Annotated in this window: 1 protein-coding gene; it reads right to left on the reverse strand. The window is 60.9% G+C overall.

Features of this window, described 5'->3' with window-relative positions:
- On the reverse strand, window positions 1–829 hold an 829-nt coding region (locus J0A65_RS24445), incomplete at both ends, for a cache domain-containing protein (protein ID WP_206596851.1).

Consider the following 829-nt stretch of genomic DNA (forward strand, 5'->3'; position numbering starts at 1 on the left):
CGCTGGGCGATGATCACCCCGGCGATACCGAACAGCGCGACCAGTACGATGCAAACCCCAAGGGTCAACCAGGTCAGCTCGCGGGCACTGGCATATACCTCGTCCGCCTGCTTCAGGCCAACGAACTTCCAGCCCAGCTCAGGTGACGTATAGACATTGGCCATGTAGGCGACGTCGTCGATATCCAGCTCGACCAGGCCATTGTCGGTCTTGGCGATAGTTGCAAAGTACTCACCCGGCAGCTCGCTGATTTTCTTGAAGTTGTTGTCCGGCTGATGGCCATCCACGAGCAGGGTGCCACTCCCCTCCGCCACCATCAGAAAACCGGTTTCGCCAAAGCGTACCTTCTGCGCCATCTCCGTCAGCGCCTTGAGCGATACGTCCACCGCCACGACCCCAGAGAACGCACCGGCGCTATCCTTGAAGCCCTTGAGCACCGATACATAGACTGCGTCGTCCGGTTCCCAGTAGTAGCCGTCACGACGAGCCAGCGTGAAGTTGGCGTCACGGCCCTTGGTGTACCACTCGCGCTTGCGCGGGTCCCAGTCGCCGTAGTCGCCGGTACCCGGCCACTCCACGTAGCCACCCTGGGTATCACTCATGTAGACGTAGCCAAGCGTTGGGTTGCTCTCACCGATACTGGAGAAGTAATCGAAGATCTGCTTCTCGCGCCCGCCCTTGGCCGTGGCGACCTCGCCAGGCTTGCGCGCCTCGGCGAAGTAGGTACTCAGTGCGCCGCCGTCGGCATCCCTGACTGCCGGGTATTCCGCCAAGGCCGAGACGGTGTAGCCCACCGAGTCGAAAAAGGTGGTGAAACTGCTGTTAACCA

Source organism: Bowmanella yangjiangensis, assembly GCF_017255015.1.
Lineage (GTDB): Bacteria > Pseudomonadota > Gammaproteobacteria > Enterobacterales > Alteromonadaceae > Bowmanella > Bowmanella yangjiangensis.